General features: G+C 37.3%; 16 protein-coding genes. 13 read left to right on the top strand and 3 right to left on the bottom strand.

The annotated features are described in order from the left end of the window. The 4 genes from AC4IF5_RS02710 (at position 1) to AC4IF5_RS02695 (ending at position 3,312) form a co-directional block, all read left to right on the top strand. The gene (locus tag AC4IF5_RS02710; RefSeq protein WP_490731440.1) at positions 1–1,023 is read left to right on the top strand and encodes a glutaminyl-peptide cyclotransferase; all 1,023 of its coding nucleotides are present in this window, start codon (positions 1–3) and stop codon (positions 1,021–1,023) included. A 173-nt stretch (positions 1,024–1,196) separates the two neighbouring features. Next, entirely contained in the window at positions 1,197–2,150 is a 954-nt protein-coding gene (locus tag AC4IF5_RS02705) for a hypothetical protein (RefSeq protein WP_490731438.1), read from the top strand. Positions 2,151–2,174: 24 nt separating this feature from the next. Continuing rightward, entirely contained in the window at positions 2,175–2,789 is a 615-nt protein-coding gene (locus AC4IF5_RS02700) for a deoxynucleoside kinase (RefSeq protein WP_050020343.1), read from the top strand. Positions 2,790–2,961: 172 nt separating this feature from the next. Further along, positions 2,962–3,312, top strand: a complete 351-nt coding sequence (locus AC4IF5_RS02695; protein WP_490731436.1) for an ArsC/Spx/MgsR family protein — start codon at positions 2,962–2,964, stop codon at positions 3,310–3,312. A gap of 98 nt (positions 3,313–3,410) precedes the next feature. Here the strand turns inward: AC4IF5_RS02695 and AC4IF5_RS02690 are convergent, their stop codons facing one another. After that, positions 3,411–3,884, bottom strand: coding sequence for a hypothetical protein (locus AC4IF5_RS02690; protein WP_490731434.1), 474 nt, complete (start codon positions 3,882–3,884; stop codon positions 3,411–3,413). 100 nt (positions 3,885–3,984) lie between these two features. Here AC4IF5_RS02690 and AC4IF5_RS02685 point away from each other — a divergent pair, with 100 nt between their 5' ends. Then, on the top strand, positions 3,985–6,012 hold the full coding sequence (locus tag AC4IF5_RS02685; RefSeq protein ID WP_490731432.1) for a M43 family zinc metalloprotease: 2,028 nt from the start codon (positions 3,985–3,987) through the stop codon (positions 6,010–6,012). Between the two features lie 259 nt (positions 6,013–6,271). On the opposite strand, the gene AC4IF5_RS02680 is transcribed toward AC4IF5_RS02685, so the two are convergent. Both AC4IF5_RS02680 and AC4IF5_RS02675 read right to left on the bottom strand, forming a co-directional pair. Further along, positions 6,272–6,577, bottom strand: a complete 306-nt coding sequence (locus tag AC4IF5_RS02680) for a DUF493 family protein (RefSeq protein WP_123273762.1) — start codon at positions 6,575–6,577, stop codon at positions 6,272–6,274. Between the two features lie 40 nt (positions 6,578–6,617). Continuing rightward, positions 6,618–7,289 (bottom strand): DUF4197 family protein, encoded by a 672-nt coding sequence (locus AC4IF5_RS02675; protein WP_490731430.1) that lies wholly within the window; start codon positions 7,287–7,289, stop codon positions 6,618–6,620. Positions 7,290–7,636: 347 nt separating this feature from the next. On the opposite strand from AC4IF5_RS02675, the gene AC4IF5_RS02670 reads away from it, so the two are divergent. The 8 genes from AC4IF5_RS02670 (at position 7,637) to AC4IF5_RS02635 (ending at position 21,267) form a co-directional block, all read left to right on the top strand. Beyond that, positions 7,637–10,450 carry a SusC/RagA family TonB-linked outer membrane protein gene (locus tag AC4IF5_RS02670; RefSeq protein ID WP_490731428.1) on the top strand — a complete coding sequence of 938 codons (2,814 nt, stop codon included), beginning with the start codon at positions 7,637–7,639 and terminating at the stop codon, positions 10,448–10,450. Between the two features lie 10 nt (positions 10,451–10,460). Beyond that, positions 10,461–11,879, top strand: coding sequence for a RagB/SusD family nutrient uptake outer membrane protein (locus AC4IF5_RS02665; protein WP_490731426.1), 1,419 nt, complete (start codon positions 10,461–10,463; stop codon positions 11,877–11,879). A 72-nt stretch (positions 11,880–11,951) separates the two neighbouring features. Continuing rightward, positions 11,952–13,343 (top strand): glucoamylase family protein, encoded by a 1,392-nt coding sequence (locus AC4IF5_RS02660; protein WP_490731424.1) that lies wholly within the window; start codon positions 11,952–11,954, stop codon positions 13,341–13,343. Between the two features lie 235 nt (positions 13,344–13,578). Next, positions 13,579–14,286: a carboxylesterase family protein gene (locus tag AC4IF5_RS02655; RefSeq protein WP_490731422.1), complete on the top strand. Its 708-nt coding sequence runs from the start codon at positions 13,579–13,581 to the stop codon at positions 14,284–14,286. Positions 14,287–14,370: 84 nt separating this feature from the next. Further along, positions 14,371–16,698, top strand: a complete 2,328-nt coding sequence (gene bglX / locus AC4IF5_RS02650; protein WP_490731420.1) for a beta-glucosidase BglX — start codon at positions 14,371–14,373, stop codon at positions 16,696–16,698. A gap of 95 nt (positions 16,699–16,793) precedes the next feature. Next, the gene (locus tag AC4IF5_RS02645; RefSeq protein ID WP_490731419.1) at positions 16,794–17,183 is read left to right on the top strand and encodes a hypothetical protein; all 390 of its coding nucleotides are present in this window, start codon (positions 16,794–16,796) and stop codon (positions 17,181–17,183) included. A 490-nt stretch (positions 17,184–17,673) separates the two neighbouring features. Next, on the top strand, positions 17,674–17,814 hold the full coding sequence (locus AC4IF5_RS02640; RefSeq protein WP_490731417.1) for a hypothetical protein: 141 nt from the start codon (positions 17,674–17,676) through the stop codon (positions 17,812–17,814). A gap of 12 nt (positions 17,815–17,826) precedes the next feature. Further along, on the top strand, positions 17,827–21,267 hold the full coding sequence (locus AC4IF5_RS02635) for a hypothetical protein (protein WP_490731416.1): 3,441 nt from the start codon (positions 17,827–17,829) through the stop codon (positions 21,265–21,267). Positions 21,268–21,270 lie beyond the last annotated feature (3 nt).

Raw genomic sequence — 21,270 nt, 5'->3', positions numbered from 1 at the left:
ATGAAAAAAACTATAATAGCGGGTTTCGCGGCGATTTTATTACTGGCATCTTGTAATAAAAGTAAAGAGATTCTTGATACATTAAACACTTATAATACTTCAATGGAGTCAAAAGGATATCACTTCGGAGATAAACTTGAACTTCCGAAAGAAGTTACTGAAAATGCGGAAAGTGTAACGATTAGCTTCGGGGATAAGGAAACAACGGATTTAACCATCGATCCGAAATTTTTTACACTGGGGGATAATGCGGTTACCTTCAATATCAAAACCAAAGGAGGAGAGGTCCTGAATCAGGATGCTACCATCAATGTGTTTGCAAAAAATCCTGAAAAAAATATCTCTTACCAGATTATCGCAGAATATCCTCACGATCCTAAAAACTTTGTACAGGGGTTTCAGATCGAGGGAAATACCATCTATGAAAGTGACGGGCAGAACGGATCTTCCCAGATTCTGAAATATACATTGGGAACGACCACTCCGCTTGCTTCTACAAAACAGGCTCCGGAAGATTTCTCTGAGGGAAGCACGATTATTGGTGATAAAGTATATCAGCTGACATGGCAAAGCAAAAAAGGATATATCTATGACAAAAGCTCTTTAAAGCTGCTTTCAGAATTTGCCTATCCTAATGTATTGGGTGAAGGATGGGGACTGACATATGACGGCAACAACCTGATCGCTTCTGACGGGAGTAAGCTTTTGTATTTCCTTGATCCTAACGATCCTTCAAAAGTGACCAAATACATTGCCGTTGCCGGAAGTACCCAGGCATATGACCAGCTGAACGAGCTTGAATACCATAATGGCTTTATCTATGCCAATGTATGGCAAAAACCGATCATCTTAAAGATCAATCCTGCAAACGGAGAAGTCGTAGGAACATTTGATTTTACGGAAATTGCAAAACAAAATACCAAAGGAAGTGATGACGTGCTGAACGGGATTGCTTTTAAAGGAGAAAATATGCTGGTAACAGGTAAGAACTGGTCAAAGATCTATGAAGTTCAGATAAAGTAATGGTCAATAAGAGCTTATCTATAAAATATAGCGTTCCTCAGGGGGCGCTGTTTTCATATAAGGGCTGAAATTTTAGTGTTTTTTGAAAGTTGATCTAAAGATCATTTTATTAACTTTGACGGTCTTTTGGGTGAAATTATTTTTCAGTATCTTGACCACATTAAAAAAGCAGAGTGAAGTTTTTAAACATAATATTCTTTTTCCTTTTCTGTACAGCTTTCGGACAGAATATTATTCCTTTGGATAGTCTGAAGCTAAAGGAGGCCAAAGATATGCTGGCCGATGATTACGGGAATTTGTACATCTACAAAAATAAGGACTTCAGTCTTACCAAATATGATTCTTTAGGAAAGCAGCTCGGGAAAATGATGCTTACTGTTCCTTTTAAAGTACAAACGGTACAAAACCCTTTAAATGTCCCTTTATTTTCGGAAAACGCCCAGGAGATGAAATTTGTAGACCAGAATATGAATGAAATTCAACGGATTGATTTTAAGCAGAAATTTGGCTTTATAAGAATGGCTTACGCTGAAGATTTACAGCAGCTGTGGTTGCTGGATGACAGTACAAAACGCCTGATACAGTATAATTTCAGAAATGATACGACCATCAATTCATATCCGTTTGATATCAGCTTCGAAGATCTGACAGATCTTTTGGTCTATGAAAGTAAGGTCTATGTTCTGACAAGGAAACATATCAGGATCTACAGCCTGAAATTTGAAAAACTTTTTGAAGCTCCTATTGATACCGGGAAAAGATTCAGAAGAGAGAATGATAACATTCTGATCATTGCCAATAATTCAATTTCAAAATATGTTCCTGAAAAAGGATTGGTGACCGTTTTTGATGATCCCGATGCGCAGATTGTGGATAAAAACATCCTTTCTTATTTTGAAATCAAGGGTAACAAGCTCTATCTTTACAGCCTTGAAAAAGTAAAAAAAGCCAGGCTGCAAAAACAGCTGGACATCCAGCCGGAGCTTCCAACACCACCTGCAGAAAACTCTGAACAAAAGCAGGAGGAAGAAGACGCAGCGGAAAAACCTTTAGACAATACATTGGAAAAATTGATCGAAGATATTTCGGAAGTTCAGTCGGCAGGCGTAGAAAAGCTTATCAATTAAACAGTAAATACAAGGAAAAAGAATATGCATATTGCAGTTACAGGAAACATTGGAGCAGGAAAAACGACTTTGACCACTATGCTTTCCAAGCATTACGGATGGGATGCGCAATTTGAAGATGTAGATCATAATCCTTATCTGGAAGATTTTTATTCAGATATGAGCAAATGGAGTTTTGCCCTGCAGGTGTATTTCCTGGGAAGCAGATTCCGTCAGGTGAAAGAGATCAGAGAAAGCGGTAAGAATATTATTCAGGACCGTACCATTTATGAAGATGCACACATCTTTGCAGAAAACTTAAATGATATGAACCTTCTTTCCGACAGGGATTTCAATAACTATTCATCGGTCTTTGATCTGATGAAGTCTTTTGTATCCGCTCCGGATCTGCTGATTTATTTAAAATCAGATGTTCCCAATCTGGTAAAGAAAATCTATAAGAGAGGACGCGAATATGAAACCTCTATCAGCATTGAATATCTTTCAAAATTGAATCAGAAGTACGAAAAATGGATCTCAAACTATACAGAAGGAAAGCTTCTGATCATTGAGGTGGATGATCTTGACTTTGTTGAAAAACCGGAAGATTTCGGATTTATTCTGGAAAAGATTGAAGCAGAGCTGCACGGGTTATTTTAAATTAAAATTTACCTCACAATAGATTTTAGTTGTTATTAACCGGTGAATTCATAAAAGCTATCGATTTTATTGTCTTAATAATAGTGCTGTTTTAACAGTTTTTATCAGAATTTAACACGGTAATCCACTTATTTCTTTCTAAATTTGTTTAATAGATTTTAATACTTACATTATGATGGTTAAGGTTTTACATAACGGAGACTGTTCAAAATCAAATGCAGTACTGGAATATCTGGATGAAAACGGTGTGCCTTTTGAGATCATTAATATCATTGAGGATCCGTTGAGCGTTCTGGAGATCAAAACGGTTTTGAAAAAACTTAATCAGAGCGTTTTTCATATCATCCGTAAAACAGACAAGCTGTATGTGGAAAATTATGCAGACAAAAACTATTCTGAAGAAGAATGGATCAAAATTCTGTCTGAAAATCCTGCCCTGATCCAAAGACCTATTCTGGTAAAAGGTTCAGTGGCCATGTTGGGAAGACCTATAGAAAATGTAAAATTCTTTATTGAAAAATAATAATGAATACAAATAATAAAGAGTCCGTTTTACAAAAACGGACTCTTTTAATTTAGTTCTTTCTTTCTTTCTTTCTTTCTTTCTCTTCCATTAATCCCTTATTTGAAAGGCCTCTTTTGTCTTTCCTTGGGTTTTTGGATTGCATTGTATAATGCTTCCAGCTCTTTTGGCGGAATGCCGGAATCAAAACTGGCAGAAGTATAGGTGACTCCATTGGACGTGATGATAATGGTGGCGCTTAAAGCCCGGTCAGAATATCTGCCGGTAGTGGGAGACTGAAGATCTGATATTTTGGATAGATCAAGAGCTTCTGCCTGTCTGGAAATGTTCTCCCATTCGGAAGGAGGCAGTGCAGTTTGGGTTGAATCTCCATTTGATGTAGCAGTAATAAGCTTAGGAGTATACACAACACTCCGGTTGGTTCCTCTGGTTCTTTCTGTTAATTCGATCTTTTCTATTTTTTGTTGTTTTATCGTTTGGGTTAAATTTTTACTATTGATGTCATTTTTGTTTTGATTAATACAACTTATAGTTGATATAAGTGTAATAATATTAATTATTATAAATTGCATTTTCATTGTATTATTTTTATATTATTTAAAATTTTGTTGCATTTTGATCTGTTTATGCAGGTTGTTTTTGTATGTTTGCTAAAATATAAAAAATATCATAATGAAGAACTCTATTATTTTGAAATCTTCTTTAGCGGCCCTATTCTTTATGGGAATCGGATTTTCAAATGCACAGACTAGAGAAGGAGCAAAATCTCCAAAACGACTTACAGAACAAAAGCTGGATCCTAATGGAATTGAAAAATGCGGAACAGTTGAATATGAAGCTCATCTGAAGAGACAATTTCCTGAGAGACTTACAACAGAACAGTTTGAACAGTGGCTTGCTCCTTTGATTGAAAAGGCTAAGGCTAATAAATCCCAGAATGGAACTGTAATTACAATTCCGGTAGTGGTACATGTTATTCACAGTGGTCAGGATGTAGGGATTGCTCCTAATATCACAGATGCTCAGGTAATGTCTCAGATTACAGTAATGACCAATGATTTTAGAAAAAAGATTAACACTCCTGGATTTAATACTAATCCTGTAGGAGCTGATACTGAGATACAGTTTGTGCTGGCAAAGGTAGATCCTAATGGAAATCCAACCAACGGAATTGACAGGGTAAATCTTTGTAGAGACTATTGGGCGAATGGAGCTCCTCAATATGGATATCAAAATTTTATCAATGATGTTGTAAAAACCAAGACGATTTGGGATCCTACAAAATATATGAATATGTGGAGTGTAGACTTTGCAGCTAATGGATTGTTGGGATTTGCTCAGTTTCCGTCTAATTCCAGTCTCCCAGGTCTTAATGTGAATGGAGGGCTTGCCAATACAGACGGGGTAGTAGCAGGGTATTCTACTTTTGGAAGTATGGATTATGATGACGGTACATTTCTGATGCAGCCTGGCTATGACAGAGGAAGGACAATGACCCATGAAGTAGGACATTTCCTTGGATTGAGACATATCTGGGGAGATGCGGCGTGTGGTAATGATTATTGTGCAGATACACCAACAGCACATGAAGATAACTATGTGTGTAATCCTGCTATCCCAAGTTGTGATGACCCTGCTGTTTTTGAAATGGTACAGAATTATATGGACTACACGAATGATACCTGTATGAATATCTATACAAATGATCAGAAAACCAGGATGAGAACAGTGATGGACAATTCTCCAAGAAGAGTGGAGCTTAAAGCATCAAATGCAGATATGCCCATTCCTTTGTTTGCCAATGATGCTGAGATAAAATTTGACGGAGGATGCTCAATAGGAATTGTTAACTGTGGACAAGGAGTACTGCGTCTGCTTATCACAAACAGAGGTACCAGTAATTTGACATCAGCTGTCATTTCATATTCAATAAACGGAGGGACTGCTCAAACGTATAACTGGACAGGCAACCTGACTCAGGATAAATCGAGTGTTATTAATATCCCTGTAGATGGCTCTATAGCATCTTCTCCTGTTTCCTTCTCTATCACATCTGTAAATGGAACTGCAGATCAGAGAAGTACCAATAATACCACAAGTGGTAATTATGTAAAACCTGTAGCACCTCAATATTTTTCCACAACTACTGTTACCTTTAAGTTGCAGAGAGATAAGTATGGTAGCGAAACGAGATGGAACCTGAGAAACAGTGCAGGACAGATTGTAAAAGAAGGAAGATATAATGATACCCAGCCAGGACAGCCTACTCCGGCTCTTATTACTCAAGTATGGACTTTACCTCAGGATTGTTATGCATTTACGATTTCCGATGACTTTGGCGATGGGCTGGAGGATGGATATGTAGACTTGACTACAAGTTCAGGACAGATAATATTTCATTTAGACAATGAATTTGCTTATGAGACTAAAACATTTACTACACAAGAATCATTAGGAACTACAGAGGTTAATAAGAAAAATAACTTTGGTATATACCCTAATCCTGTTAATGACATTCTTAGTGTTACGGGACTTTCAGGAGAATCTCAATTTGAAATTCACAATGCTGTTGGACAGCTTGTTAAGAAAGGAAAAATTAATGATAATCAGATTCGTGTAGCAGACCTTGCAAAAGGAGTTTATGTTATTACAATACAGAACGCTAAAATCTCAGAAAGCATTAAATTTGTTAAGAAGTAATAAATACAGAATGTATTGTAAAATAGATGATCCGCCTCTAAAATGGGGCGGATTTTTTGTTAACAGTGAAGTGCTGAGAATAAGAGAAAGGTATTTAGGGTAAAGAATACAATTTTACATAAATCTATACTTATAGTAGTTTGTAAATATTTTTCTTTGCTAATCCGGATGAAAAGCTATAATGTAAAGAAGGAAAAATTTGGAAAGGATCAGTACAATAAAAAAGCCGGATCATTTATCATGAAACGGCTTTTGTTTTTTACAATAGAATAACGCCTTCTATTTTTGCTACTTCTTTATAAATATTTACCACCTGGTCAGCATCCAGAACAAATGCATTGATGTTGCAGGCTGTGTATTTTCCATTTTTGCTTTCGCGGTTTCCCAATGTAAACTTAATGCCATCAAAAACCCTGTAAATTTCAGTAAGTTTTGCCTGGTCTGTAGGAATAATAAATTTAAATAAATAATCCTCCGGAAAATCATGATGATCCTCCAGCTTCTCTCTCAAAGACTTGTAAAAATCTTCAGGACTTGCGTGTTGATTTCCTTGTAATATATCCATCTGCAATTGTTAATATAATATAAATATAGCGAAATTTTTCCTATTTTCCAAATGGCCCGAGGAGAGATTTGGAGTTCTGATGCTCATAATCTTCGATAATATTGAACAGTCCGTTGACAAGCTGTTCCGAGGCAAGCTGGCTCAACCCGCCTGAATTAACAGTATTATTGTTCCCTCCTAAAAGATTGCCCAGGAAATTATTTCCGGATAAAGCGGTGTTGATCGTTTTCACGATTCCATATTCATTCAGCTTTTCATCCACTTTGGGAGCAATAGCTGCGATAAGCTGCTGTGACGTTTTTTCCTTCAGAATCTGGGTAGCGGTAGTTCCCTGGATGATCCTTGTGACGTCCTGCGCGTTCAGACTGTTTACAGCTCCCTGCAAGATCGGTTTAGAAACATTTACAGTATAGGCTGCCGCCTGTGCGATATAGTCTCTTTCTTTGGCTACCAGTGACGGAGCGATTTTTTCCAGTGTAGAATTGATGTCTCTTAGCTCCTTTGGAAGAGCTTTGTCTACCATATTGTTCTGCAGGAAAGCTTCTTTGTTTGAGTAGATTCCCATTCCTTTGTCGATTCCATTGAGGAGCATCCTTTTAATAATAGAAAGCCCCATGTCGCTTGTGGCAAGGGTTGTACAAGATTGTACGGTGGTGGTAACAGCTGCCCCGGTCCCGATGATAAGAGCGGCTGCAATGATATATTTTTTCATTGATCTTTTTATTGCTTTTTTCAAAAACTGCACCAAAGGTAAATACTATTCTCTATTTAACAAAATATTAAGTTCAATGATGGGATTTGGTGATTTTTTATGCTGAAAATGCTATTATATTATTAATGATATAATGGGGTATATATGTTTATTTTAAAATAAAATTCATAAAGTATGAACTTTTTTCACTCTTTTTTTAATAAAAGACAATTGTTTTTAAATTTTTAGGATAATTTAACGTGATTCAATATTTTTCATATTTTTGGTTAATGTCTTTTTTTGAGAATTTAAAATAACTCCACTAATGGCATACTGAAAATTTGATTATTGAATAAAATTGAAACTATATGAAACAAAGTAATTTAAAGTATTCATGCCTCATCGCAGTTCTGTACTTTGGGATGAATGTGAATGCACAGACTACTCCGAAAGATACTGCTGTAAAAGAGCAGAAGATCGAGGAGGTAGTTCTGATCGGGTATGGATCCCAGAAAAAAGAAAATGTGACCGGAAGTATCGGAATGGTTTCTGCCAAGGATCTTGCTGATAAGCCAAATGCTAATCCAATAAGTTCAATACAGGGTAAATTGTCGGGTGTGCAGGTTTTAAATGCCGGAACCCCGGGAACTTCACCAAGAGTAGATATCAGGGGTGTAGGTTCTTTGACTGGTAAAACCGTATTTATTGTAGACGGGATGATTACAGATGATATATCATTCCTTAATCCTCAGGATATCGAATCAATGAGTGTTTTGAAGGATCCTTCCAGTTTGGCAATTTACGGAGCAAGAGCTGCCAACGGAGCAGTAATCATTAAAACAAAATCAGGAAAAGGAAAACCTGTATTCAGCTTCAATTCATATTTGGGAATTAAGAAAATCACCAATATTCCCAAGATGGTTAATTCAGATCAATATATTGAATTGTATAACGAAAAGCTGATGAATGATAACGGAAATCTTAATGGTGCTATTTCAAGAGCTAATTTCCCTGCAGACACAGATTGGTTCAAAGAAATATTCAGAACCAGTATCATCAATTCTAATGACTTTTCTGCATCAGGAAGTATAGGAAAGCTTAACTATTATGGAAGTGTAGGCTACCTGCAGGATGAGGGAAATTTTGCTGCAGGAAGAGGAGTAAATTCAGGAACAGGATTTAACAGATTCAATACAAAAGTAAATCTTAGTTATAAAATTACGGATAATTTAACGATCGGAGATAATTTTTCATTCTCAAAAATGCGTACTGATCTTTCAAAAAATCCGCTGCTAAACGCGTATAATGCACCTCCTATTTTCTCTGTTATGAATCCAAATAGCGGAGATTATCAGTACTTTAACGGATATTCAATACCGAACCCCAGAGCTGTACTAGACTTGTATCGTTCCCAGATCAGACAGGAAAGATTGTTGAATAATATCTGGGCTGAATATAAATTTCTAAATGATTTCACTTTAAGAGTAAGCTATACAACGGATAATTATAATACAAACCAGTATGAATATAATCCTACGCTTGCTTATGTTCCTGCTGCTGATCAAAAGCCTAATAAACTGATCACGAGAGACTCAAGAAACAGAAATTATGTTTGGGATAATACACTAAGCTGGAAAAAATCATTAGGCGATCATAACCTTGAAATTCTTGCCGGATTTTCCAGAACAAGGAATTCATACGCTCAGACTTATTTGGATGCCAATAACGTCTATTATAACGGAACGAATGAGTCTTTAAATATCTTTAACGGAACTGAAATTTTTTCAACGACTTATGATCCGGCCAGGACAGTAGTTCCTTATCAGGATAGAATTGAATCTATGTTTGGTAGAGTAAATTATGATTACAAAGGGAAATATCTTGTGAACGGATCTGTCCGAAGAGATGGAACTTCGAAATATTCTTCAGGAGACAGACATAGGATATTCCCTGCAGTAAGTGCAGGCTGGGTAGTGTCTAAAGAGAACTTCATGAGCAACCAGAATGTGTTCAACCTGTTAAAATTAAGAGCCAGTTGGGGAAAACTTGGGAATCCTGATGTAACGAGAGCGTATACGCTGGTGACTTCAATATTTAAAGAAGGAGCTTACTTTGGAAATACCGGGTTTCCGGCACAGACTATTGATCAGGTTATTGACCCTAATATCGGTTGGGAAACTACAACGGGTAGGGATATCGGTTTAGAAATGGCTTTATTTAATAATAAGCTGAAAATTGATGCAACTTATTTTGATAAAGATACTAAAGATGTTGTATATGGGGTAGTTCAGGGAACGGTTTCCGGTGCAAGTAACTGGAATAACTTTATTACCAATGCATATTCATTCAACAACAGAGGTTTTGAATTATCCGTAAATTATGATACTAAAATTTCGGATAAGGTAAAATTGGGAGTGTATGGTAATCTTACCACTCTTAAAAATAAAATTACTTCTGTATATGAAGGTTCTTATTTGAATACAGGAGCAAGCCTATTTGGAAATTCTATTGTAAGGTTACAAACCGGACAGCCTGTAGGGGCTTATTACGGTTATGAGGTTGCAGGAGTATTCCAAACAGACGCAGAGGCTGCTGCATCAGGTCAAACCGGGGCAAAAGCAGGATGGCTTAAATTTACAGATATGGATGGAAACGGAGTGATTGATACCAGAGATAAAACATTTTTAGGAAGTCCGATTCCAAAAGGAACCTATGGTTTCGGAGTTAATTTAAATGTTTATGATTTTGATGTTGCTGTAGATTTCCAGGGAGTATTTGGTAATAAAATTTATAACTACAACCGTGAACAACGTTATGGAAATGAAAATTGGGATCTGGACTTTTACAATAACAGATGGCAGGGTGCGGGAACTTCCAATTCGTATCCTATGACTACAAATAATCAGTCTGTCATTCTACCAAGTAGCTTCTTTGTGGAAGATGGTAGTTATTTTAGGATCAGAAATATTACTGTAGGTTATAATTTACCTAGAGACTTTGCTAAATCTTTATTGCTTACCAAACTTAGATTATATGTAAGTGCTCAGAACCCCTGGACAAGCTTTAAATATCATGGATTCTCTCCGGAAATCATGAATACAGACAGAGTGCAAATGGGGGTTGATAACAATATTTATCCAATTTCAGCCATCTATACTTTTGGTATGAATTTAACATTTTAATTAGAAGAACATGAAAAAAATATTTTTATCCATCGCTTTATTTTCATTAGTAATAAGCTGTAAAGACGATTATCTGGATATAAAACAAGAAGGTGCAACAGAAGCGGAGGCTTTTTTCAGGACTCAGGAAGATGCCATGCAGGCTACCAATGCCATTTATATTTTCTTGAGGGGCTGGGAAAACTCAGCATTCCCATATCAATTCGTATTTGGAGTACCAGCAGATGATGTGGTGAAAGGATCTAATCCTGGAGATGGTTCTTTTATCAATGCTTATGATCAGTTTACCTATACCGTAAGTGATGAAGGAATAAGAGGGTATTGGATAGGACAATGGCAGGCGGTAAACAGATGTAATCAGGTGATTACCAATGTTCCGAAAATAGATATGGATTCTGCTTTAAAAACAAGATTGGTTGCAGAAGCAAAAATGCTGAGAGCTTATTTTTATTTTAATTTATTAAGAATATATGGTGGAGTTCCGATTTTTGACGGACTTCAGTCCAATTACAGGGTTCCAAGAAACTCGGCAGAAGAAGTGTATAATTTTATTATTTCAGATCTTACTTCTGCAGCAGAAATTCTTCCTCAGGTTTATCCGGCTTCAGAATTAGGAAGAGTAACGAAAGGTGCTGCATTGGGCTTACTTTCTAAAGTATATCTTTATAAGAAAGATTGGCAGAAAGCTTATGATACTTCTAATGAAGTAATGGCTATGGGATACGATCTTGATCCGGATTTTAATCATGTATTCAGAATTGATGGAGAATTTGGAAAAGAATCTGTATTTGAAGTAAATTGTGAATGTTCATCTCAATTCGGAGGTAGTCAGTATGCTCAGGTACAGGGAGTAAGAGATCAGTTTGGATGGGGATTCTTTACTCCTTCTCAGGCATTGGAAAATGCGTTTGAACCAGGAGATATCAGAAAAGAACTTACTATTCTGAGAAACGGAGAGGTTACACCGGAAGGTGATCTTATTGCAATGGGGGATGCCAATTCTGTAACAACATATAATCAGAAAGTATATCTTCCTAAAGCATTAAATAACAGTGCATGTGATTATGGATCAAGACAGAATATCAGAATTCTAAGATTTGCAGAAATTCTTTTAATCAATGCAGAGGCAGCCAACGAATTAGGAAATACTGCTACGGCCGTTACCAATCTTAACAGAGTGAGAACCAGAGCGCAGTTAGCCGGTACAACCGCTTCAACGCAGTCTGCACTTCGAACAGCAATTTGGCATGAACGAAGAGTAGAACTTGCTCTGGAAGGAGACCGTTTTGTAGATCTTGTAAGAACGGGGCAGGCAGCGACTGTACTTGCATCTTATGGATTCAAAGCAGGGAAGAATGAGCTGTTCCCGATTCCATTGGATGCGATGAATGAAAGTAACGGGTTGTTTACCCAAAACCCAGGATATTAAATAAACCCACAAACTTTAGAGGAGAATGAAAGTTCTCCTCTTCTTTTAGTATAATAAAGAAAAAAAGACATCATGAAAAGGATTGTATTATCAATTGCAGTAACCTCTTTATTCTTGGCATATTCATGTAAGAATCCCCGGACTCCCAAACAGCAAACAACTCAAAATAAAGCTGTAGACAGTAATATTACAGATGAGCAGCTTATGGATAGGGTGCAGAAAGATGCGCTGACCTATTTCTGGGACTATGCAGAACCTAAGTCAATGCTGGGAAGAGAGCGGTATCATGAAGATAATATTTATCCTGATAATGACAAGCATGTGATTACTACAGGAGGATCAGGATTTGGGCTGGCAACCATTCTGGTAGGAGTGGAAAGAGGATTTATCCCAAGGCAGGAGGCCGTTAAGAGACTTTCCCATATGATGGATTTTCTGGCGAAAGCAGACCGGTATAAAGGAGCATGGTCCCATTGGATCAATGGGGAGACAGGGAAAACCGTTCCTTTTGGTAAAAAAGATAACGGAGGAGATCTTGTGGAAACCGCATTTCTTACCTCTGGAATTTTGATGGTCCGTGAATATTTCAAAAACGGGAATTCGGAAGAACAGGCTTTGGCAGAGAAGTGCGATCAGTTGTGGAAAGGAATTCAGTGGAACTGGTATACCAAAGGAGGTGAAAAGGTTCTTTATTGGCACTGGTCTCCGGAATACCAATGGGAAATGAATTTTCCTCTCGAAGGTTATAATGAATGTCTCATCACTTATATTTTAGCCGCATCTTCACCCACATATTCCATTGATGCGGATACTTACTATAAAGGCTGGACCAGGAATGGAACTTATCTTACTGACAAAATAAAATACGGATTACCCCTGTATGTAAAACACAATTATGCCGAAGAATACGGCGGTCCGTTGTTCTGGGCACAATATTCATACATTGGGCTGGATCCTACAGGATTATCTGATAAACTGGTGAAAAATTACTTTGATGTCAATAAAAACCAAACGCTTATCGACTACAAATACTGTGTTGAAAATCCAAAGCAATGGAAAGGATATGGACCAAACTATTGGGGCCTGACAGCCGGTTATACAAGGAATAAGGACGGAAGCACAGGCTATACAGCTCATATGCCGGGTAATGACAACGGAGTGATAACTCCTACGGCAGCTCTGAGCAGTTTTCCATATACTCCAAAAGAATCAATGGCATTCCTGAGATTCATTTATACCCAAACACCAGAATTTATAGGTTCGGCAGGACCTTATGATGCCACTTCTATCAATTACAACAATTGGTTTACCCCAAGATATCTGGCCATTGACCAAGGAACCATAGCACCCATGATAGAAAACTACAGAACCGGATTTCTTTGGAAGCTGTTTATGAATGCTCCGGAGATTCAGCAAGGATTGAAGAAACTAAGTTTTCAGTCCGCAAAATATGGAATACAATAAATCTATTTTGAACTCAATAGAAGAAGTCCTTATCCTGCTGATGAAAAGGATTAGCTTATTCTATAGTGCGGAAGAAATAGAAATTTAAAAGTTCGCTGATTAAGCGGATAAAGCAGATTTTCATGTCTTTTAAGTATGGCAATCTGCCTAATTTGTGAGAGCATTAAATTCAATAGAAACAAACTTGAACCCTGTTTAAATAAAAATATTATATCCCCAAAACCTAAGTAACAATATGAAGTTAAAATTAAAACATATCTCTCTTTTACTCTTACCATTCTCATTACAGCTGAATGCACAGGAAATAAAAGCTGAACTGAATAAAGAAATTAAAAGAACCGAAAAAATATCCTATATCCTGGATTTCCCTCAGAATACCAAAGGAAATGTTCCGCTGATCGTTTTTCTTCATGGTTCAGGAGAACGTGGAAATAACCTGGATGCAGTAAAGGCCCATAGCCCGTTTACTTATAAAAATCTGATCAAGGAACCCACTGCAATTCTTGCTCCGCAATGCCCTGCAGATACATGGTGGGATACCGTTACAGTTTATAATCTAATAAAGGAAATTCAGAAAAAATATAAGATCGATGCCTCCAGGATCTACCTCACAGGACTTTCTATGGGAGGGTGGGGCACGTTGAAGCTGGCTATGGAACATCCTGAAATGTTTGCCGCAGTAGCTTCAGTCTGTGCGCCGACAGATCACGTGATGACTGCAAATATCCATAAATTTAAGGATTTGAATATGAAAATTTTTCACGGTGGAATGGATGATATTGTGCTTCCGGAAAATGCGTTTAAATTTTACCAGAAACTTCATCCGGTGAATCCGGAAGCAGAACTGGTCATTTTCCCGAATGACAATCACAATTCCTGGGATTCCACATATTCAAACCCGCAGTTTTATGAATGGATGCTGTCCAAAAAGAAAGGGAAGTAAATGTTTGATGAATCAATTTAATAGCTTATAGAAACCATTCAATTTAGCAAAAAATATATAATAATCATTTAAGAAGATAGATTTATGAAAAAGTTAATTATACTTGCAGCTTTGGCGCTTTCCCCGGTATTTTCCGCTCAGGAAATGGTGGATAAGCCTGTTCAGTCTTATCAGACCGCTCAATACCAGGCGAAGAAAAAAGCTTTTGTAGACAACCTTTTATCTAAAATGACTTTGGATGAAAAGATCGGTCAGCTCAACCTGCCGACTTCAGGTGACTTTACAACAGGCCAGGCCCAGAGTTCCGATATTGGAAAAAAAGTGGAGCAGGGATTGGTTGGAGGACTGTTCAATATAAAAGGCGCAGATAAAATAAAAGCTGTACAGAAAGTAGCGGTTGAAAAAAGCCGTCTGAAAATTCCTTTGATTTTCGGAATGGATGTGATTCACGGTTACGAAACCACTTTCCCGATTCCTTTAGGACTTGCCGCTTCGTGGGATATGAATCTTGTTCAGCAGTCTGCCAGAGTAGCAGCCAGAGAAGCGGCTTCAGATGGGATCAACTGGACCTTCTCGCCAATGGTGGATATTTCCCGTGAGCCAAGATGGGGAAGGGTTTCCGAAGGTTCCGGAGAAGATCCGTACCTGGGAAGTGAAGTTTCTAAAAATATGGTATACGGGTATCAGGGGAAAGATTTGGCAAATGGTACCAATATATTGGCGTGTGTAAAGCACTTTGCATTGTATGGTGCCGGCGAGGCAGGAAGAGACTATAATACTGTTGATATGAGCCACGTGAGAATGTTCAATGAATATTTTCCTCCTTATAAAGCTGCTGTAGATGCTGGTGTAGCCTCAGTGATGGCTTCATTCAACGAAGTGGATGGAGTGCCTGCAACAGGAAACAGGTGGCTTCAGACTGAAGTACTGAGAAATCAATGGAAGTTCAAAGGGTTTGTTGTTACTGACTATACCGGGATCAACGAAATGGTTGATCACGGAATGGGAGATCTTCAGCAGGTTTCTGCTTTGGCTCTGAAAGCAGGTATTGATATGGATATGGTGGGAGAAGGTTTTTTAACCACATTAAAAAAATCTTTATCCGAAGGAAAAGTGACCCAGGCTGAAATTGATGCGGCAACAAGGAGGATTCTTGAAGCAAAATATGATCTCGGATTATTTGACAATCCATACAAGCATGGAGATGCTAAGCTGGCTGCAAAAGAAGTGTACAATATGGAAAACCGTAATATAGCAAGAAACGTTGCGGCTCAGTCTATGGTTTTATTGAAAAATGAAAATCAGGTTCTTCCTTTGAAAAAAGCAGGAACTGTTGCGGTAATTGGTCCATTGGTAAACAATTCCATGAACATGGCGGGAACCTGGAGTGTAGCTACAAAACATGCCGTTTCTGTTAATCTAATGCAGGGGCTTCAGGCTAATTATGGTAAGGAAGTTAAATTCCTTTCCGCTAAAGGCGCCAACATCGATTATGATGCAAAACTGGAAGAAATCTATGCCGCTCACGGAAAGAAAACAGACAGGGATAACCGTTCAAAAGAAGAATTATTAAAAGAAGCCGTTGATATTGCCAATAAAGCAGATGTTATCGTACTGGCCATTGGAGAATCAGCAGAAATGAGCGGAGAATCTTCATCAAGAACTGAAATTACCATTCCTCAGTCACAGGTAGACCTGTTAAACGAGCTGAAAAAGACTGGAAAGCCAATCGCAATGGTCCTTTTCACAGGCCGTCCATTAGCTTTAACGAATGTAAAAGATACTCCGGATGCCATTCTGAATGCCTGGTTTGCAGGATCTGAGGCGGGTAATGCTATTGCAGATGTTCTGTTTGGAAAAGTAAACCCTTCAGGAAAGCTTCCGATGACCTTCCCTAGAAGCCTTGGACAGGTTCCGATCTATTATAATGCTAAAAATACAGGACGTCCGCTGAGCCAGGATAAAGTTGATAAATGTACTTATGAGAGATTCCGCTCAAACTATATGGATGAATGCAATACTCCATTGTATTCTTTTGGTTACGGATTAAGCTATACAAAATTCAATTACTCTGATATTGCAGTTTCCAATACCAACCCTAAAGGAAATCAAACCATTCAGGCATCTGTTACGGTAACTAATAGTGGAAACTATGATGGAGCAGAGGTCGTTCAGCTGTATATCAGAGATGTGGTGGGAAGTATTACAAGACCGGTAAAAGAGCTGAAAGGCTTCCAGAAAATATTTTTGAAAAAAGGAGAATCTAAAAAAGTAACTTTCGATATTACCCCGGAAAATCTGAAATTCTACAACGGAGATCTGAAATACGACTGGGAACCGGGAGAATTTGATATTATGATCGGTACGAATTCTGACGAAGTGAAACATTCAAAGATCAATTGGGCGAAGTAATAAGTATAAAGTTATTCACAGAGATGTGTATTATGTTTTTTTGGCATGATTTTTATTAATACCTCACGTAGTTATCATAATATAATACAAAAAACATGAAAAAAACAATTTTACTTAGCGCGATGTTCCTTGGTACTTTAGTATTTGCACAACAAACTCCGGTATTGGGAGGCGATAAAGATGCACATGGATGTATTGGTTCGGCAGGATATACATATTCACAGATCAAAAAGAATTGTGTAAGGACTTTTGAAGAAAAGATCAAGCTGAAAGAAGTAGCTTCCAATGGAGACTATATTGCAGCCGTTATTTTCAGCAAAGACAAGAAAAAAGCTGAGGTTTTCGTTAAAGATGCTGAAGGAGGAAGCGTGATCCTGACCAGAGCAGGAAAAGCAAAAGCCTGGAAAAAAGATGGGTACGTATTGGTTCCTTTCAAAAAAAGCGGTTATCAGCTTAAAAAGGATAATGTCGTGATCTATCAATAAGATCAGAATGTGAAAAGTCAATAGAGGCTGTCTCAGAAGAGGCAGCCTTTGTTTTTTACTACGGATACATAAATAAAAAAATCGTGCATCCGTGACCTTATTTATAGATGGTTAAAATATCCAATAAAATAAGAGTAATCATAAGTGCGGTTTGTGAAAAAAATGAACCGTAGATTTACAGATATTTATGGAGAAGGATAAAGTTCAATAATCTCCCTCTTTTAACCTGAGCTTCTTACGTGCTGAAAAAAGATCGTTCATTCTTAATAAAATATTCAAAGAATAAATATAATACGACAGGTTCTGTCGCCACGGCTTGATAACTTTGTATTAGTTAACCGAAGTACAAACTTTAAAACCCTATTTTTATGAAACTAATGTATTTATCAGGGTAGATTCATTTACCGTAAAATCCCCTATGTTAAAAATGGGATTTTCCTTGTTGTGGGAATTCTTAACAATTTTTATATTCACGCAAAAATTACAATTAATGAAGAAAAATTACTTAAGTGCACTATTCTTATGCATTACTTTGGGCTTATCCGCTCAGGATGTTGTACAGGGAGCTTATCTTGTGACGATAAAGACTGATACGAATAAAACAGCGAATGCAAAGCTGATCAAAAAATAAAAACAAACAATCATGAAAAAAAGTACAATAGCTGTTATTTTATTAACAGTCTTTTGGGGTCATAGCCTTCAAGGGCAATCATCACCCGATGGAGATGTTGCCAAAAGCTATGTTGGAGATATCAATCAAATGTTTCCGGCGGCTCCCACTTCAAATAATCTGATGAAGTTTGAAGAAGTTCCTGTAAGTTATTATACAGGAATTCCCGATATCAATATTCCATTTTTCAATATTCCGACAAGCAACGCAAAAGTATCAGTGGCTGTCCAGCTCAAGTATCATCCTTTGAATGCAAAACCTGATGATAAAGCAGGTGAAACAGGGCTAGGTTGGAGCATGATAGCCGGAGGAACCATTTCAAGAACCGTAAGAGGGGGCGGTGTAGATGAAAAGAGCATGACTATCGCATTTTCCAGTCCTCCTAAGCCAAAGTTTGGTATTTATGATCATATTAATAACCCAACTTATAAAGTAATGAATGATGAGCCCGTTAATATGGATGATTACAAATTCTTTGCAGGGCTGGGAAGATATGACACAGAGTACGATCTGTTTCAATATAACTTTATGGGGAATTCCGGAAGGTTTTATATTATAAAGGACGCAGCAGGAAATTATAAGGCGGAGAAGCTGGATAAGAACAATCTTCAGATTCTTTTTGAACATAATACTACCGGAGAAGTTATTTCTTTTACGATTGTAGATGATAAGGGGATCAAATATATTTTCAGTCCTATGGAGAAATCCCAAAAATCAATTACCAATACAAAAACGGGATTGACTACAGGAATAGGAAACATCGATGGCAACCTTGAAATTGATAATTACTGGGCATCATTTCATCTCACAAAAATTACAGATCAGAATAATATTGCCTTAGCCCTATTTAAGTATGATCTTTCTTCAGTGGTTAAGTTTGAAGAACCTACTACCAGAACTTTTAGGAACGCAAAAGATGTGTATTATCATAATACAAGTCAAAATACTAACGGGACTCACCAAAACCCGGATTGGAGCATGCCTGGTGCCATAGAGTCTCAAACAGTAAGTAATATTACCAATACACAGCTTTTAACCAGTATAGAAATAGTAGATAAAGGAATTATATACCTGAATTATGAAAAAGGCCGGCAGGACTCCAATTATGCCCAGCCTTCGGAACTTTATAAACTCAAATCGATCCAAAGCAACTACCTGGGGCAAAATGCAGGGAGCTACACCGAAAAGTATAATTTTGAATATGATTATACCAATACATCCTATAAATCAAATAACGCTACGATTACATTAAGAAAAATGGTTCTGAATAAGATTGTTAAGATGTCTTCCACTGATCAGAACCAGGAATATTCTATAGCATATCATAAAAGTACAGGAGAACTTGGTAAAGACGGATGGGGATATTATACCGATGATATAGCAAATGATATTATTAAATCCATCACATATCCTACAAAAGGAAAAGTGGTTTTTGATTTTGGATCAAATACCTATAGTCATTATTATAATGGTGCCGGTATGGAAGCTGTCCAGGGCTATTGGAAAAAACAGAGTTTTGATTTTTTTATTAATTTCGGAACCTTTGGTGATACCAAGCAATTCTTTTTTACGGTAAACGATCCCCAATATGTTAAGCTTCATTCCATGCTTGGAAATTTAATTTTCTATAACTGGAATTTTAAGGTCTATAAAAAAATCAGTGACAATAACTTTGAAAAAGTTTTTGAAAAAGCTAATGGTAATCAGGCTTGCAATAGACCAGAGCCTCCTTTTTGCCCCACATCAGGCTTAGATGTTGGCGGAGAGATCCATTCAGAGTATTTTGATCATGTATATTTTGAACCTGGTACGTATTACGCATCATTACAAGGCAGTTATTTCCCATCCATTCCAGGTAGTACATATGATTCATTTATGGCCACTACGGAAGAAAATATTTTTGTGAATGATATAGTACGTAACGGAGGAGGATTAAGGATTAATAATATTCAATATTTTGATAGTCCTGCCTCTCCTAAACCTTCCAGGGAATTTGTATATGATTATAAAGATATTGATAGCCCCCAAAAAAGCAGTGGTTCATTGGTGTTTCCTGAACCTATCATGAGGTATAGTGACAGTTATTCTTACCGGAATAAAGCAAACAATGCAGATATTGTATATAGTGCTAATTTTGATGTAAAAACAGACTATAATATCCTTCCTGTTCAGAAAACACAAGGATCAGATGTCGGATACAAATACGTTACGGTAAAGCAGATTACCAAAGGAGATAATAACAATATCATAGATAATGGAAGTACGGTTTACACATTCAGGTCTCCTGTTGATTATCCTAATGACGGAAGTCTATCATTACAACCTCCTGTCAGACCCATACCGAATCTTGATTATCTGCGGGGACAATTAATTTCTGAGAAAAAATACAATTCAGATGGCCAAATACTTTCTGAAACGAATACAGATTATTCAGTAACAGAAATCGAAAAAAATGACGGAATCAAATTACTTGATAATTTTTACAGAAGTTCAGTAGGAGAATACTTTATTTATAACAGCTTTCAGGAGCTTTTAAGCCATGTTGGGAATGTAAGTCTGACAACCCCTTATAAAAACTTTGAAAAATTTGGCATCACCCTGCCATCTAAGAAAACCGAGATCTCTTATTTCTATAACAACAGTATTCAGACTTCGGTAGCAAGTACCAGTACTAATGCTTATAATACTAATGATTATCTTTCCCTGTCTACTCTGGTTCTTCCGGACGGAACATCAACGGTGACGAATTACCTGTATGCTACGGAGAAAAACAACCAAAAGCTGATCAATGCCAATATGATCGGTATTCCTTTGGAAACCGGCGTTGTTCAGAAAATGAACTCTTCTGACCCGGGAAAAACGATTGCCAAAACTGAGCTGATCTATAATCCGGCTACCAGCAGTCTTTTTCCTGATGCTGTCACAGGATTGAACACCCAGACCAATACCATGGAAAACAGGATAAAATATGATAAATATGATATCAAGGGTAACCCTGAGCAGTATACGCTGAAAGAAGGAACCCCTGTCAGCATTATTTGGGGATATAATAAAACGTTTCCTATTGCCAGGGTAGAAGGAATTAAGTTTTCTGATATTTTACAGTCTGCAATAACCTCAATTGTCGATGCCTCCAATACAGATGCCTCTGCAGGGACGGGAAATGACGAATCCGTTTTATTATCAGCATTGGATACTTTTAGGAAGACCGCTGCACCATCTGCACAGATTACTACCTACACTTATGATCCTTTGGTAGGAGTAAGAACTGTGATACAACCTTCCGGAGTGAAAGAGTTCTATTTCTATGACACCGAAAACAGGCTGAAGGAAGTGAAACAGGAAGTAAGAGATGCTTCCGGAAATGTTTCTTATAAAACTTTAAAAGAATACCAGTATCACTTTAAAAACTAAGAC

Source organism: Chryseobacterium sp. UF-290 (assembly GCF_058245615.1).
Note: the sequence above shows the minus strand (reverse complement) of the source record. Positions and strands in the feature narration are given on the sequence as shown.

Coding starts and splice junctions, on each gene's coding strand:
- AC4IF5_RS02670 (WP_490731428.1), top strand. CDS start 7,637: ATGAAACAAAGTAATTTAAAGTATTCATGCCTCATCGCAGTTCTGTAC.
- AC4IF5_RS02655 (WP_490731422.1), top strand. CDS start 13,579: ATGAAGTTAAAATTAAAACATATCTCTCTTTTACTCTTACCATTCTCA.
- AC4IF5_RS02635 (WP_490731416.1), top strand. CDS start 17,827: ATGAAAAAAAGTACAATAGCTGTTATTTTATTAACAGTCTTTTGGGGT.
- AC4IF5_RS02690 (WP_490731434.1), bottom strand. CDS start 3,884: ATGCAATTTATAATAATTAATATTATTACACTTATATCAACTATAAGT.
- AC4IF5_RS02680 (WP_123273762.1), bottom strand. CDS start 6,577: ATGGATATATTACAAGGAAATCAACACGCAAGTCCTGAAGATTTTTAC.
- AC4IF5_RS02700 (WP_050020343.1), top strand. CDS start 2,175: ATGCATATTGCAGTTACAGGAAACATTGGAGCAGGAAAAACGACTTTG.
- AC4IF5_RS02710 (WP_490731440.1), top strand. CDS start 1: ATGAAAAAAACTATAATAGCGGGTTTCGCGGCGATTTTATTACTGGCA.
- AC4IF5_RS02645 (WP_490731419.1), top strand. CDS start 16,794: ATGAAAAAAACAATTTTACTTAGCGCGATGTTCCTTGGTACTTTAGTA.
- bglX (WP_490731420.1), top strand. CDS start 14,371: ATGAAAAAGTTAATTATACTTGCAGCTTTGGCGCTTTCCCCGGTATTT.
- AC4IF5_RS02665 (WP_490731426.1), top strand. CDS start 10,461: ATGAAAAAAATATTTTTATCCATCGCTTTATTTTCATTAGTAATAAGC.
- AC4IF5_RS02640 (WP_490731417.1), top strand. CDS start 17,674: ATGAAGAAAAATTACTTAAGTGCACTATTCTTATGCATTACTTTGGGC.
- AC4IF5_RS02660 (WP_490731424.1), top strand. CDS start 11,952: ATGAAAAGGATTGTATTATCAATTGCAGTAACCTCTTTATTCTTGGCA.
- AC4IF5_RS02685 (WP_490731432.1), top strand. CDS start 3,985: ATGAAGAACTCTATTATTTTGAAATCTTCTTTAGCGGCCCTATTCTTT.
- AC4IF5_RS02695 (WP_490731436.1), top strand. CDS start 2,962: ATGATGGTTAAGGTTTTACATAACGGAGACTGTTCAAAATCAAATGCA.
- AC4IF5_RS02675 (WP_490731430.1), bottom strand. CDS start 7,289: ATGAAAAAATATATCATTGCAGCCGCTCTTATCATCGGGACCGGGGCA.